Genomic DNA, 12210 nt, shown 5'->3' with positions numbered 1-12210 from the left:
TTTATTTGACAAAATTATATACTTTTGCTATTCAATATATACTTATTACCTATAAGTAAGTAGTTACCTTTAAGTAAGTAAAATAAAAATGAATCAGAAAGAAGAAGTTTGTCAACATAAAATGTTAGTAACTAGAGATGTTTTAGAAGTTATTCAGGGTAAATGGAGAATACCTATAATAGTTGCTCTGACATTTGGCAACAAAAGATTTGGTGAACTACAAAGAGATATTGTAGATATTTCACCAAAGATGCTTTCGCAAGAATTAAAAGTGCTAGAAACAAATAAAATAATCAAGCGAAAACTCTATGATAGTATGCCAGTAACTGTTGAATATTCTCTAACACCACTGGGTTTGTCAATGAAAAAGTTGCTTGATGAAATTTTAGATTGGGGTGTTCACTTTCGTAAAGAAATAATTGGCAAATAGAAGATTACTTTAAAATAATAGATTTCACTTATTCATTTGAATTCTAATATTTCATTAATTTCCTTTTCTACAGACACTATCTCGCAAAGTGTGTAAATTAATAATAATGGGGTTTGACTTTTATATTAAAGTTGAACCCTTTTTTCAAATATAGTTAAGAACTGATTGAGGATTAATCCCTAGTTTTGGATTGGCATTGACCCTTTTTCGGTTGCTTCTCTCAGAGCTATATATACGGATTTTAAAACAGCGTCATCTGTGGGGAAAGATAATTATTTTTTTTATGTATTTTTTAATCTTTCCATTAAGGTTTTCGATTAGATTTGTAGTGTAAATTATTTTCCTAATTTCTATTGGGAAGTCAAAAAACACGGTAAGTTCTTCCCAATTTTCTTTCCACGATTCTCTATCATAAAAGAACATCTGTACACCACCAAACATTTCATATCTGTCTTATTTACAAATTTCGCTTGTCAAAAGCCCTAAAATTAATTTCAGGGCTCTAGTTTGATTACAAATAAGTTTATTGTATAGGACGAAAAGGATGTAAAAAACGGATACCATCTTCTATAGAACCTGCCATCATTTCTACCAGTTCAGGTCCTTTTTCTTTGACTCTTGGTGAATTCAAATGCTCTTGAAGTGCTTCCATACTTACCCAACGTTCTAATATGATAAATTTTCCTGATTGCCCCTCAACTTCGTGAGCTTCGTAGTCGATACATCCAAATTCGTAACGTGATGCAGTAACAGCATTGGTAATAAATGTCTTCATTTTGGATTCCATTCCTTTTTTAGCTTTTGCTTCCCAAAGCACGGTAACGTAGCTATTTATTTTTTCTACCATCTTATTATTATTTTAAATTGATGATACAAAAGTGCAGCTCTCAAAAACAAAATCTTTTGCCTTATATCAAAAAACGCCTTAATTAAGATTTTTTCTTACTCTACTTAATGTAGATTGGGTAATACCTAAATATGAAGCCAAATAGGACAACGGAATACGGTTCGTAAGCTTTGGATATTTTTTCAAAAAAGCCAAATAACGTGCAGTTGCATCTTGCTCTATTAAAGGACTTCTTCGTTCTAATTTTATGATTAATGCTTTTTTAATTATTTTGTTTACAATGGCATCCCAACCAACTATGGTGTTTAAAAGTTCTTCCCAAGCTTGTTTAGAAAACACGAATAATTTACAATCCGTAATTGCTTGTACATATTCGGCAGATTCTGTATTTGCCTCAAAGTTTTTTATATCGACAACCAAGTGGTTTTCATCTATAAAATAACGTGTGATTTCTTCACCTTTATTATTGTAATAACAAACACGAAGAATTCCTTCTACAATAATACCTACTTGCTGTGGTATTTTTCCAGCTTCAGAAAAGTACTCACCCTTTTTCAACTCTAATACAGTTGTTTTTCTTTCTATCAAGTCAATTTGCTGTTTGTTTAAATTTCCAAACTGTAAGATGTATTCTGTCAATTCTTTCATGGTCGCAAGTTAGTAAAAGTGAGTTACAAGAGTTTATAGCGGTAGTTATTATTTAGATTCAGCCAATTCTTTCAATTTCAAGTTCATAAGTTCAAAACCATTTTTTGTATTTTTTTCTAAACTATTTTTGAAAAGAGGCACGAGTATTCCTTTAAAATTTTCACTTTGAATAAAAGTTGTTGTTCCATTTCCATTGTCAATAAGTTCAAATTTGTGTGCCCCATCAAAAATACCTGTAAACAATAAACTACCAAGCCAACTTAATTCTTTATTGAACTTATAGGTTAATACTTTCGGTTTAAAAGTCATCGGTTTAGAACCAGGTGGTGTTATAGTTACCTTTATTTGATTTCCAACTTTAAAATCTCCTTTTATTAAATTTATAAAAGGATTCCAATTTGGGTAGTCTTCAAATTTTTGAAGAATTGTCCAAACCTTTTTTGGGGATACGTTAATTAGAATTTCCGTTCTTATTAATTTTGACATTTTGCTAAACATTTATATTTAGCGACAAAGGTCAGGCAAAAAGAATACTTTCTACTTGACAAAAATCAAGAATTTACAAAAGTTGCTTTTTTCTAATTCTACTAAACGTTTCTGGGGTCATTCCAAGAAATGAAGCTATATATTGTAATGGAACTTGATTAAAAAGCTCTTTATTTTGTTGAAAATATGATTCATACCTTTCTTCTGCTGTCATTGATAAATGACTAAAAACTCTTTCTTCCAAAACTGAAAAACAACTTATAGTAAATGTTTTTTCAAACTCAGGCCATTTTTGTACTAATGCTCCTATTTTATTATAATCTTCTTTCGTAATTATGTAAACTTCGGTGTCAACCAAGGCTTGGATCTCCCATTGTGAAACTATTTCAAAAATAAAACTTGAAATATCTGCTGAAAAGTGACCTTTTTTAGAAATCCATAATGTAATTTCTTTGGTGTCTGTTGTTCTGTAAGTTCTTAAAATTCCTGATTCAACAAAACAAAGTTTCTCGCAAACGCTATTAGGTTTAAGCAAAAAATTCCCTTTTTGAATAGTCTTCAATTTAAAGAATGAAACTATGTTTTTTAAGTCCTCCTCTTGAACAATTCCAAAGTACGATTTTATATAGTGTTCAAATTCTTTCATATTTTGTAGCTATTTTACATTACTGCTAACAATTTGAGCATGAAATGTAGCGTATAAATATACAAGAAGTTTCCGTCTATTAATGAACTTGTAGGTTTTTCATAAAAACACAAGCCCTTTTTACATCAATTAATTAGCTAGTTTTTTTAACTCAGTTCTTCGTTTGTGATAGTTTCTTACTTATCGATTACCAAGTAACTTCTCCATCTTCGTTAAAAAACTTTCCAGTTGGACCGTTGGTATCAAGTGTAGCATATTTAACAATTACTTTGGCTCCCATATCAGGAGTTCTTTCTCCACCAAAATCAGTTAAATCAGTTGCTGTATATCCTGGAGCTACACTATTTATCTTGAGAGCAGTGTCTTTAAATTCGTGAGCCAACATTACAGTAAATGAATTTAAGGCTGTTTTTGAAGTATTGTATGCAAATACTTTATAAGGGTAAAACTCCCATTCTGGGTCACTTTGTAATGCTAATGAGCCTAATTCACTTGAAACGTTTACAATTCTTGGTGCGTTTGATTTATTTAAAAAGTCAAGAAAATGTTGTGTTACTTGAATGGCTCCAAAAAAATTGGTTTCAAGAACATTTCGCACATTATCAATGGAATCGATGGAAGGTGGATTAGAAACGATACCAGAAATACCAGCATTATTGATCAAAACATCAAGATGAGAAATTTTTGTTTTTAACTCTTCTTTCGCATTTAGAATGGATTTTTTGTTGGCAACATCAATTTCTAACTTATCAACATTTGTAATCCCTAGCTTATTTAGTTCTTCAACAGCCTTTATTCCATTTGCTTTGTTTCGGCTTCCTAAATATACATTGTACCCAAGTGTAGCTAATTGTTTGGCAGTTTCAAACCCAATTCCTTTGTTTGCCCCTGTTATAAGTGCTGTTTTACTATTTTTCATACTTTAATTTCTTTTAATTATTGAATAGTACAAAGGTGATATTCAATAGCAAGATTTTATTATAAACTTCAAACAGGTTTTTATTAAAATCAAACAATTATTTTGTTTCTGAATTGTGAAGGAGATAATTGCGTATTCTTTTTAAAGAAAAGGGAAAAATTTGAAACATCTTCGAATCCGAGGCAATAACCAATTTGGGAAATATTCCAAGTGGTATGTCTCAAGAGTAGTTTAGCTTCTTGTAGTATTCTATTCGCAATAATTTCTTTTGTGCTCAACTTCATTTTTTCTTTCAGAGTCCTATTTAGATGATTGACGTGAATATTCAATCGATTTGCGTATTCGGAAGCAAAACGCAACTCTATACTTTGGTTGGTGTTTTCTATAGGAAATTGTCTTTCCAATAGTTCCATAAATAAGGAAGATATTCTTTCGGCACCATTAGAAACAGAAGTTTCCGGCAATTGTATTGGCTGAATTTTCATCGCCTTATGGATAGCTTCAAATGTCAAATTCCTTAGCACATCATATTTATAAGGATAATCGGAGTTGATTTCATTGAACATTTCTAGAAAAATATGTTTAAAAATATCCACTTGTTTATCCGTTAATTCAAATACTAGATTTCCGTTTGGTTGGAATATTGGATAATCTATTAGTTTTCCAAATTGCTTAAAAAAACTTTCCGTAAAAACACAGAAAAAACCCGATTGTTTATTGCCTATCGACTCCCAACTATAAGGGATTTGAGGATTGGAAAAAACTAGTGCCTGTTTATCAATATAGATAACCTTATCGGCATAGTGCAATCTACTTTTTCCAAATAGTAAGGTTATTTTAAAATAGACCCTTCGGTTAAATGACAAGGGTTTTGGATTCTCCCCAATAAAATCATCCAGCTTAAAAACATTAAAATGCCCAATGCCATCTTTTAGATTATCAGGAATCCAATTGTATCTGTATTCATATAAATCTTCTAATGTTTGTCTTTTATTCATAATTCAAAGTTATGAAAAACAAATATCGTACACAAAATTACACTAACTTCTCGTATTTAAATATTTTTGAGAATTTTATTCAATATTTTTCAGATTTACATTATCAATCTTTTTTAGATTTAATCAATAACATGGGTTGGTTTTCATCTACTTTAATAATTTCAAATAGTCCGAATTCTTCAAATTCCGTTTTGACTGACTCTTCGTCGTAATAGAATATTTTTACTCCTTTATGAAATTCATAACGGTCTTTACTGATTAATTCTCCTTTTCCATAATTTGTCGCTTCTTTGGTTATGGCAGTAAAAACCATAAACCCATTTTCTGTTAATTGATTATAACAATCTTGGATTAGTTTTTGTCTTTCGTTGCTGTCCAATAAATGGATTAAAGCATAGCAAAATATTCCATCATACTGCTTATTGTTAAATGGCATATCTGTTACAGAGCCATGATAAATGGTCATTTCCGTTCCGTAATGTTTTCTTGCTAACTCAATTGCTGTTTTTGATATTTCTATTCCTGTTACGGTCATGCCATTCTCTCTAAAAACCTGAGCATTTCTTCCATAACCAATTCCAGGAATGAGAACATCTTTCACGCCATTTGCTACAAAAAAATCATTTGCTAAAACTGTAGATTTTGCAGGATTTAAACCCCACATTTCTTGTTTATCTATAAAATTTTCTTCCCAGAATTCTGTCATAATTTTTTATTTATTTACAAATTTTATCTTCTAAAACATCACACATAAATCCAAATTTATTTAAAATTGAAGTAATAGCATTTAAATCAATTAAAATCCCTTCTACACGTAATATACTATGGGTACAAGGATAGCGTGTTTCCGTAGTATCAAAATCATTAAAATCAAAATTAATTTTCAATTCAGAAAAACTATTTTTAAGAATCTTTAAAATACGGTCTGCTTGAGTAGTGTTTTGTATGTTAGTGGTAAAAACTTCTGTCATAATAATGGTTTAGGTGCAATATAATATTTATTAATTAGAGCTATAAGTAGTACTATAAACTGTTTACTTCGCTTTAATAATATAGTGATAAGGCAAAGCATTTACTTCAACTTCAAAAGTAGTAAAACCTGCTTTTTTCAATTCAAAAACTGCTTGATCAACAGATACTCTCATTTTCATAGGTGGAGCCATTATTCCCTTTGGAAAATCGACATTAAAGTAATCTAAAACGATTAATTCTCCATTCATTATTAGACCCTTCTTTACTTTGGCGAAGTACTCCGTTCTATTTTCAATATGATGATAGGTATTTGCAATGAAGACAATATCAACTTCACCATCTTTTAGTAATGGACTGTCATAAGGTGTTTTTCTAAGTTCAATATTTTTGATATTGTTCTTTTCAATGCGTTGTTTCAAATAATCCTGAAATTGATCACTCACATCGGCTGCAATAACTTTTGCTCCTTTATCGGCAAATCTAACTGCATAGTAACCCGTTCCTGCTCCAATATCCAATATCGTTTTATTTTGAATTTCTCCAAGAAATTGTACTATTTTTTGTGGTTGTTCAACAGAATCTCTCTCGGATGACTCAAACCTTTTTGTAAGTTCTTCTACAGTTACCTTGTCTGTAAATCCGTGTGTTGCATGTGATGGTTTTTCGTGATTGGCATCTTTGTGCTGATTATGCGTTTCATTATTTTCATCTGAATCCGGTTGCTTTTTAATATTATTACACGACGTAAATAAAGCAACTACAAATAATAGTCTTAAAGATTGAATTAATAATTTTTGTTTTGTCATTTTCTTATTGTTTTTAAATTAATTTTTTGTTGATAAGCCAAGTTCCATACCCAATAAACAGGTTACTTACTCCCATTATTGTTTCAAAAGTGTATTGCTTTAATGCGAAAAAAATCATTCCAATAGAGAACAACAGAAATAAAATTTGAAAAAAGGGAAATAACGGACTTTTAAATCCTGATGAGCTATTATGCGTTTTGTTTTTCCTTAATACAAATACACCTAAAACGGTAAGTGCAGATGAAAGTGTTAAAAGAACACCACAATAAATTAATATTTGCTCAAAAGTACCTGTTAGTAAGAAAATAGTAGTAATACTAAATTGTAACCATAATGCTTTTTTCGGAATCTCATTTTTGTTGTTTTGAAATAAACGCCATAGCGGATAATCTTTTGCCATACTCGATGTTACTCTTGGTCCTACCCAAACCATTGCACTTATTCCTGAAATTAACAGTAGTGATATTGCCAAACTGAATAGATTCCCGACACTGTCACCAAACATCTTTTGCGCGACAATTGTGCCAACATTTAATTGTCCTGTTAACTTACTGATTGAAACCATTTTTAAGAAAATGTATTGTAAAAATGTATAAAGAACCATTACAATAAAAGTGCCCCCTATTAATGCTACAGGCAATGATTTCTTGGGACTTTTAAATTCTTCAGTAATATAGGTTGCTGCATTCCATCCAGAATAAGAATAACTAACGTAGATAAGTGCAATGGCAAATGCACCAGAAGTTATTTCGGTAAAATAATTAGCTTCTGTAAAACTAGTTCCTGATGTTTTTGGTAGAATCAACCCTATGATTATTAATGTTGCTATTAAAATAATTTTTAGAAGTGTACTAATATTCTGGAATTTTGAACTTGTTTTTAAGCTAAAAGTATGAATGAGTGTAATAAGCCCTACCAAAGCAATACTTGTCCATTTTAATGGAAGGTTTGCAAATGGAAAATATGTTACTACAGCAATGGCGGATAATGCAACTGGTGCAGCAAAACCAACCGTTAATGAAATCCAGCCTGATAAATATCCAACCAGAGGATGATAAATGTGCGAAAGAAAAATATATTCTCCACCCGATTTTTTAATAGCTGTACCTACTTCTGCATAACTAAAAGCCCCTGACAAGGCTAATACTCCTCCTAATATCCACAACGTAAGTATTGCTACTGGATTTTTTAAATCATTTAATTGAAATCCTAAACTTGTAAATGCTCCCGTACCAATCATATTGGCAACCACAATAGCAATTCCTGTTAAGGCGCTTATTTTATTAGTAAAAGAGCTTGTCGTTTTCAATTTAATTATTTTACTTTTTATCTGTTTTTGGTCCCATAACTAATATATAAATAAGCAAAACAGCCATCACAACTGTACCTATCCACATAGCCTGTTGCCAACCAATAATAAATGACTCTTTAGCGGCTATAATTAGCATATTTGATTGAGAACCTAGATTGGGAGCAATTTCCAAAGCGGTTACAATACCTTCACGAGCAATTGAAGTAATTTTAGATGGAAACTCATGAAGTCGATTGTCAATAGCATTGCTGTAGCCAGCAGTAACAAAAGCGCCCAGTAAGGCGACACCAAGTGCTGTACCTAATTCGCGAGTAAGGTCGTTGAGTGCCGAGGCAACACCTTGGTTTTCTGCTGGTAATGCAGAAGTAATTGCTTCGGTAGAAGGAGTCATAGAGATACCCATCCCTAAACCCATAGCTAGCATTCCAGGAAGCACCGAAAGATAACCGCCATCAACAGAAACCAATGTAGCTAAAAGAGTTAATCCGACTCCAAATAATATAATTCCAACAGCCATTGTAAAACGATTTCCAATATGAGAACTTAGTTTTGGGGCTAGTCCTGATGCAAGCATCATTAATATCGCCATGGGCATCATCCCGAAAGTAGCACGAAGCCCAGACCAACCAAGTACCGCCTGAAAATAAGGGAAGAGTACCACAAAAATACCCGCTTGCACGCCAAAAACAACTAATAGTGATACAGAACCACTTGAAAGACCTCTTTTGCTAAAAAATTTCAAATCAAGTAAAGGAGCTTTTTGACGCAATTCCCATAACATAAAACCAAATATGGAGAGAAGCCCAACTACTAGGTTTACCAATACAAAAGGCTCTGTCCATCCCAAACTAGGCGCTTCATGAAGCGCATAAACAATTCCTATTATTCCTATTACTGATAAAATTGAACCCCCAAAATCAAATCTGTGGATTGTTTTTTCGAAAGAGTTAGGTATAAAGCGAAGTGCCATAATAAATGAAACAATAACCAATACGATAGGAAGCACGAAAAGCCAACGCCAATTTGCATAATCAACCAAAACCGCAGAAAGATACATGCCAATAATACCACCACCACCTGCAACCGCAGTCCAAATTCCAATGGCTTTTGAGCGTTCTTCAGATGGGAAAGTTGAAGTAATAACTGCAAGTGTAATAGGCATGATCATTGCTGCTCCTATACCACTTAGTAACCTTGCAACAATTATCATTGCTGATGAAGTGGAAATACCAGCAGCTAGATTTGCTATACCAAAAATAATTAAACCTGCTAGTAAAATAGGTCTGCGACCTAAACGGTCACCAAGAGCACCAAGAGGTAATAATAGTGCCGCTAAACTAATGGTATAAATATTAATCATCCAAAGTACTGTGTTCTGAGAAGCTTTAAATTCTATTGCTAGATTGGGTTGAGCTACATTTAATCCAGAAACAGATGCTATAACTGCCATAAGGGCGATACATACGGTTACTAAAATTGCACGTAGTTGACGTGAATTATGTTCTACAGGAACATACGTTTCTTGTTTTTCTTTATTTGTTATCATTCTGTTTATTAAATAATCTTTCTGAATTTATATTAAGTTTAAAATTGTTCGTCTGTTAGTTCTTTGTTTATCATTGCCCCTGTTAAATTTCCAGTATAAACAGCAGTAGCTACAGAACGCATCATAGAACTGTTGTCACCACAAACATAAACACCTTCAATAGTTGTTTTTTGATAACCGTTCGTTTTAATGAAACCGTGTTCATTCAATTCACAACCTAACGAAACAGGAATGTGGGAATGTTGAGTGAAAGGCAATGCTGCGTAGATGCCCTCAAAGTTTATTTTATTACTGTTATTAAAAAGTACATTTTTTACCTGTCCGTTTTCGTGTTCAATTTCCGAAATTTCAGTTTCAATAATTTTTATGTTGTGGTTGTCAAACTTTGTTAATTGTTCTTTGTTAAAATCTGCTTTACCAGTGGTCAAGATGGTAATATTATTGGTTAAGTTATTAACTAATGAAGCCAAATGAAAAGCACGGTCTCCATTTGCCACAATTCCAGTTTTTTTATTTCGTAATTCATAACCGTGACAGTATGGGCAATGTACTATTGAAATACCCCAACATGCTGCAAAACCTTTTATATTTGGCATTGTATCTTTAATTCCTGTAGCAAAAATTAATTTCTTCGCTTTAAATTCTCCTCCAGATTCTGTAGTAATTATAAATCCGTTTTCGGTTTTCTTTCCGCTTATGGCGAGATCATTAAGAAATTTAACGGTATTATACTCCAAAACCTGTTCTTTGGCTTTTTTAGCAATTTCAGAAGGCTTTACCCCATCTTGTGTAATAAAATTATGAGAATGAGGTGTTTGTTGGTTACAAGGCTTGCCACTATCAATAATTAGAACGCTACGTAAGGAACGTCCTAATGCCATTGCTGCAGAAAGACCTGCGTAACTGCCACCAACTATGATAACTTCAAAACTTTTATTTTCTCCCATATTTATGTATTCTGTAAAATTAATTAGCGGCATAGGTAAAGCAACCCCTAAAGCAGCCAAACTTCCTTGTTTTATAAGGTCTCTTCTATTCATAAAAACAAAACAAATGCAATTAAGTCGCATTAATTTATTTTGCAAATATATTATTATTTAATAATATTGCAATAATATCGCAATAAATAATTGCGAATAAATCGCGTTAATTTATGAAGAGAAGAAATACACCCACAAAAGAAGCTGTTTTAGCCGTTATATTAAATACTGGTAAAGCAATGAGTCAAGATGCGATTGAGCAAAAGATAAATATTGATATCAATAGAGCTACTATTTATCGTGTTTTAAATCGCTTTTGTGAGGATGGGGTTCTTCATAGAATAGTTGCTGAGGATGGGAAACAGTATTTTGCAGTATGCGTGAAGTGCGATGATAGCTCTATAAGAACACCTTTACATCATTTTCATTTTCGTTGCACTAAATGTGAAACTATTGAATGCCTGCCTGTACCTGTGCATTTTGCACTTGAAAAAGGCTATAATGTTGAGAGTGTAAATTGTGTACTTACAGGTGTTTGTAGCGAATGTTATTAAATAAGGAATTTAATTACACACTTTTTAGGATAGTGTCGGTTTGATTGAATTTTAAAAAATTAAAATTCTGACATTTTAGTTTTATACTATATAAACATACAATTTTTTGAATAGACTAATATTTAAATTAAACTAATAAAAGAACTGTTTATTCTTAAACAGTTCTTTTATTAGTTTAAAGTTCATTACATTTTTTTGGTTGAATTAAATTATTATAATCAACTTCAAATAATTCTGCAAATTTCACAATAGTAGATAATTTAGGTTCTTGTAGCCCTTTTTCATATTTTCTTATATTTTCTCTATCAATTCCTAAAGCAGCACCCACATCCATTTGGGACATTTTTCTTTCAATTCGTAGTTGTTTTATTCTCTTTCCAAATAAAGCTACAATTTCTGGTATAGGATTTTTTCTTTCTCTTGGCATTTTACAAAAATGAATAAAATGCATAGTTTATAAGTGATTGTATTTTAGGGGTTGTATGCATTGCATTTTTTTATATATTTGAAATGATAAACACCAATACATCTCCAATGAAAGAAACTGAAAAAGTCAATTACCAAATATTAGAACCTCTTCTTAACCAAATCTTATTTGGAAAACCAGATAAACCAGTATTTGATAATGGTAAAACAGATATATGCAAAGATTTTTTGCAAACAAAAAGTAATTATGAAAAGGACAGTTGTATAATAGAAGAATATATTGGAAAGCAAACCGAAATTATTTTGAATAATTTTTCAAAAGAAGATAGATTTTCTACTTTTAAAATCATAATTGCTGATCCTCTCTATATTGATATAATAATCTTTCAAGCAAAAATTAATAATAATGATATTAGTATTAATAATATTGAAAATGTTAGAGAAGAAATTATTAAACAATTATTTATTTATATTCAAAATGACAACGTCAATTTTTACATTAAAAGATTTTTTGCTCTCTATTTTGAAGAACTATTTTATTTTGAATATGTTTATGATAATCAAATTACAGAAAATGAATATTTAGAAATTTATTCGAGAAATACCAATCCAAAAACTTTAGTTTAATTAAAATAGATTT

General features: G+C 31.3%; 16 protein-coding genes and 1 pseudogene. 3 read left to right on the top strand and 14 right to left on the bottom strand.

Annotated elements, in window-relative coordinates; all coding sequences use genetic code 11:
* Nucleotides 1-88: 88 nt before the first annotated feature.
* Nucleotides 89-430, top strand: a complete 342-nt coding sequence (locus FIA58_RS06185) for a winged helix-turn-helix transcriptional regulator (RefSeq protein ID WP_140961254.1) — start codon at nucleotides 89-91, stop codon at nucleotides 428-430.
* Between the two features lie 179 nt (nucleotides 431-609).
* Here FIA58_RS06185 and FIA58_RS06180 read toward each other — a convergent pair.
* From FIA58_RS06180 to FIA58_RS06120, 13 genes and pseudogenes are all read right to left on the bottom strand, one after another.
* A pseudogene (locus FIA58_RS06180) lies at nucleotides 610-832 on the bottom strand (transposase); the annotation flags it as partial.
* A gap of 121 nt (nucleotides 833-953) precedes the next feature.
* The gene (locus FIA58_RS06175) at nucleotides 954-1277 is read right to left on the bottom strand and encodes a putative quinol monooxygenase (protein WP_140961252.1); all 324 of its coding nucleotides are present in this window, start codon (nucleotides 1275-1277) and stop codon (nucleotides 954-956) included.
* Nucleotides 1278-1355: 78 nt separating this feature from the next.
* Entirely contained in the window at nucleotides 1356-1925 is a 570-nt protein-coding gene (locus tag FIA58_RS06170) for a Crp/Fnr family transcriptional regulator (protein ID WP_140961250.1), read from the bottom strand.
* Between the two features lie 48 nt (nucleotides 1926-1973).
* On the bottom strand, nucleotides 1974-2411 hold the full coding sequence (locus tag FIA58_RS06165) for an SRPBCC domain-containing protein (protein ID WP_140961248.1): 438 nt from the start codon (nucleotides 2409-2411) through the stop codon (nucleotides 1974-1976).
* Nucleotides 2412-2484: 73 nt separating this feature from the next.
* Nucleotides 2485-3057: a Crp/Fnr family transcriptional regulator gene (locus tag FIA58_RS06160; protein ID WP_140961246.1), complete on the bottom strand. Its 573-nt coding sequence runs from the start codon at nucleotides 3055-3057 to the stop codon at nucleotides 2485-2487.
* Between the two features lie 187 nt (nucleotides 3058-3244).
* Nucleotides 3245-3976 (bottom strand): SDR family oxidoreductase, encoded by a 732-nt coding sequence (locus FIA58_RS06155; protein ID WP_140961244.1) that lies wholly within the window; start codon nucleotides 3974-3976, stop codon nucleotides 3245-3247.
* A gap of 89 nt (nucleotides 3977-4065) precedes the next feature.
* Entirely contained in the window at nucleotides 4066-4974 is a 909-nt protein-coding gene (locus FIA58_RS06150) for a helix-turn-helix domain-containing protein (protein WP_140961242.1), read from the bottom strand.
* Between the two features lie 103 nt (nucleotides 4975-5077).
* Nucleotides 5078-5680, bottom strand: a complete 603-nt coding sequence (locus FIA58_RS06145; protein ID WP_140961239.1) for a class I SAM-dependent methyltransferase — start codon at nucleotides 5678-5680, stop codon at nucleotides 5078-5080.
* A gap of 10 nt (nucleotides 5681-5690) precedes the next feature.
* Nucleotides 5691-5945 carry a hypothetical protein gene (locus FIA58_RS06140; RefSeq protein ID WP_140961237.1) on the bottom strand — a complete coding sequence of 85 codons (255 nt, stop codon included), beginning with the start codon at nucleotides 5943-5945 and terminating at the stop codon, nucleotides 5691-5693.
* Nucleotides 5946-6008: 63 nt separating this feature from the next.
* Nucleotides 6009-6752, bottom strand: a complete 744-nt coding sequence (locus FIA58_RS06135; RefSeq protein WP_140961235.1) for a class I SAM-dependent methyltransferase — start codon at nucleotides 6750-6752, stop codon at nucleotides 6009-6011.
* A gap of 13 nt (nucleotides 6753-6765) precedes the next feature.
* Nucleotides 6766-8061: an APC family permease gene (locus tag FIA58_RS06130; protein WP_243754641.1), complete on the bottom strand. Its 1296-nt coding sequence runs from the start codon at nucleotides 8059-8061 to the stop codon at nucleotides 6766-6768.
* Nucleotides 8062-8071: 10 nt separating this feature from the next.
* Nucleotides 8072-9610 (bottom strand): MFS transporter, encoded by a 1539-nt coding sequence (locus FIA58_RS06125; protein WP_140961233.1) that lies wholly within the window; start codon nucleotides 9608-9610, stop codon nucleotides 8072-8074.
* A 38-nt stretch (nucleotides 9611-9648) separates the two neighbouring features.
* Nucleotides 9649-10557 carry an NAD(P)/FAD-dependent oxidoreductase gene (locus tag FIA58_RS06120; protein ID WP_394352409.1) on the bottom strand — a complete coding sequence of 303 codons (909 nt, stop codon included), beginning with the start codon at nucleotides 10555-10557 and terminating at the stop codon, nucleotides 9649-9651.
* Nucleotides 10558-10763: 206 nt separating this feature from the next.
* Between FIA58_RS06120 and FIA58_RS06115 the strand changes: the two genes are divergently transcribed.
* A complete protein-coding gene (locus tag FIA58_RS06115) occupies nucleotides 10764-11144 on the top strand; it encodes a Fur family transcriptional regulator (protein WP_140961229.1) in 381 nt (126 codons plus the stop codon).
* Nucleotides 11145-11319: 175 nt separating this feature from the next.
* On the opposite strand, the gene FIA58_RS06110 is transcribed toward FIA58_RS06115, so the two are convergent.
* Nucleotides 11320-11571, bottom strand: a complete 252-nt coding sequence (locus FIA58_RS06110) for a helix-turn-helix domain-containing protein (protein WP_165928863.1) — start codon at nucleotides 11569-11571, stop codon at nucleotides 11320-11322.
* Nucleotides 11572-11654: 83 nt separating this feature from the next.
* On the opposite strand from FIA58_RS06110, the gene FIA58_RS06105 reads away from it, so the two are divergent.
* Entirely contained in the window at nucleotides 11655-12197 is a 543-nt protein-coding gene (locus tag FIA58_RS06105) for a hypothetical protein (RefSeq protein WP_140961225.1), read from the top strand.
* The last annotated feature ends 13 nt before the right edge of the window (nucleotides 12198-12210 follow it).

This window comes from Flavobacterium jejuense (genome assembly GCF_006491595.2).
Lineage (GTDB): Bacteria > Bacteroidota > Bacteroidia > Flavobacteriales > Flavobacteriaceae > Flavobacterium > Flavobacterium jejuense.
This window is presented reverse-complemented; position numbering and strand designations above follow the sequence as displayed.

Excerpts from the sequence above, each read along its gene's own strand:
- FIA58_RS06120 (WP_394352409.1), bottom strand. The coding sequence starts at position 10,557 with ATGGGAGAAAATAAAAGTTTTGAAGTTATCATAGTTGGTGGCAGTTAC.
- FIA58_RS06135 (WP_140961235.1), bottom strand. The coding sequence starts at position 6,752 with ATGACAAAACAAAAATTATTAATTCAATCTTTAAGACTATTATTTGTA.
- FIA58_RS06155 (WP_140961244.1), bottom strand. The coding sequence starts at position 3,976 with ATGAAAAATAGTAAAACAGCACTTATAACAGGGGCAAACAAAGGAATT.
- FIA58_RS06185 (WP_140961254.1), top strand. The coding sequence starts at position 89 with ATGAATCAGAAAGAAGAAGTTTGTCAACATAAAATGTTAGTAACTAGA.
- FIA58_RS06115 (WP_140961229.1), top strand. The coding sequence starts at position 10,764 with ATGAAGAGAAGAAATACACCCACAAAAGAAGCTGTTTTAGCCGTTATA.
- FIA58_RS06170 (WP_140961250.1), bottom strand. The coding sequence starts at position 1,925 with ATGAAAGAATTGACAGAATACATCTTACAGTTTGGAAATTTAAACAAA.
- FIA58_RS06175 (WP_140961252.1), bottom strand. The coding sequence starts at position 1,277 with ATGGTAGAAAAAATAAATAGCTACGTTACCGTGCTTTGGGAAGCAAAA.
- FIA58_RS06105 (WP_140961225.1), top strand. The coding sequence starts at position 11,655 with ATGATAAACACCAATACATCTCCAATGAAAGAAACTGAAAAAGTCAAT.
- FIA58_RS06110 (WP_165928863.1), bottom strand. The coding sequence starts at position 11,571 with ATGCCAAGAGAAAGAAAAAATCCTATACCAGAAATTGTAGCTTTATTT.
- FIA58_RS06145 (WP_140961239.1), bottom strand. The coding sequence starts at position 5,680 with ATGACAGAATTCTGGGAAGAAAATTTTATAGATAAACAAGAAATGTGG.
- FIA58_RS06165 (WP_140961248.1), bottom strand. The coding sequence starts at position 2,411 with ATGTCAAAATTAATAAGAACGGAAATTCTAATTAACGTATCCCCAAAA.
- FIA58_RS06160 (WP_140961246.1), bottom strand. The coding sequence starts at position 3,057 with ATGAAAGAATTTGAACACTATATAAAATCGTACTTTGGAATTGTTCAA.
- FIA58_RS06150 (WP_140961242.1), bottom strand. The coding sequence starts at position 4,974 with ATGAATAAAAGACAAACATTAGAAGATTTATATGAATACAGATACAAT.
- FIA58_RS06125 (WP_140961233.1), bottom strand. The coding sequence starts at position 9,610 with ATGATAACAAATAAAGAAAAACAAGAAACGTATGTTCCTGTAGAACAT.
- FIA58_RS06140 (WP_140961237.1), bottom strand. The coding sequence starts at position 5,945 with ATGACAGAAGTTTTTACCACTAACATACAAAACACTACTCAAGCAGAC.